The sequence below is a fragment of the Pseudovibrio flavus genome, assembly GCF_009711345.1.
Classification (GTDB): Bacteria; Pseudomonadota; Alphaproteobacteria; order Rhizobiales; family Stappiaceae; genus Pseudovibrio; species Pseudovibrio flavus.
In genome coordinates, this window is record NZ_SMMA01000063.1 from 114,610 (window position 1) to 115,235 (window position 626).

The 626-nt window shown below is 51.4% G+C and carries 1 protein-coding gene and 1 pseudogene; both read left to right on the plus strand.

Features of this window, described 5'->3' with window-relative positions:
• Positions 1 to 160: pseudogene (locus tag E1162_RS12395) on the plus strand (2-hydroxy-3-oxopropionate reductase); the annotation flags it as partial.
• A 184-nt stretch (positions 161 to 344) separates the two neighbouring features.
• On the plus strand, positions 345 to 626 hold a 282-nt coding region (locus E1162_RS12400; RefSeq protein ID WP_155131907.1), incomplete at its 3' end, for a DUF4147 domain-containing protein.

Below are 626 nucleotides of genomic sequence, written 5' to 3' on the forward strand. Positions count from 1 at the left end.
GTCCAACGCAAAAGCAATGGGCCTGTCCCTGCCAAACACTGCAACCGCACAGGAACTCTTTAACTCCTGCGCAGCGCACGGCGGTTCTGCATGGGATCACTCCGGCATGGTCAAGGCGCTTGAAATGATGGCCAACCACAAGGTCGCAGAAGACGCGTAACATACCTATATAGATGGGAGAGGTGCCTCAATCTCCAGTTAGGGCACCTCTCCCAATCCATCTGCAAAAATTTTTCTGGTTTAAGCAGTGTACTAGGCAGAACCACTGTACTGCTTTGACAAGAAAAACCATTAGATTGGGCAGCGAACTGCTTAGTATACAATAGCATTCAGGAGATGCGTTTATGACCAAAGCCCCTCGCGAGTTGCTGCGTAGCCTTTTTGATGCGGCTGTCGCTTCTGCTCAGCCTTCGGTCTGTGTTCCCCCTTTTCTGCCCAAAGATGTAAAAGGTAAGCTGGTTGTTATTGGCGCGGGCAAAGCCTCCGCTGCCATGGCAAAGGCCGTTGAAGATGCTTATGAGGGCGAGCTGGAAGGCTTGGTCGTAACTCGTTATGGCTACGGCGCTGATTGCAAGAAAATCGAGATTCTTGAAGCCGCTCATCCTGTGCCGGATGAAGCTGGTCTA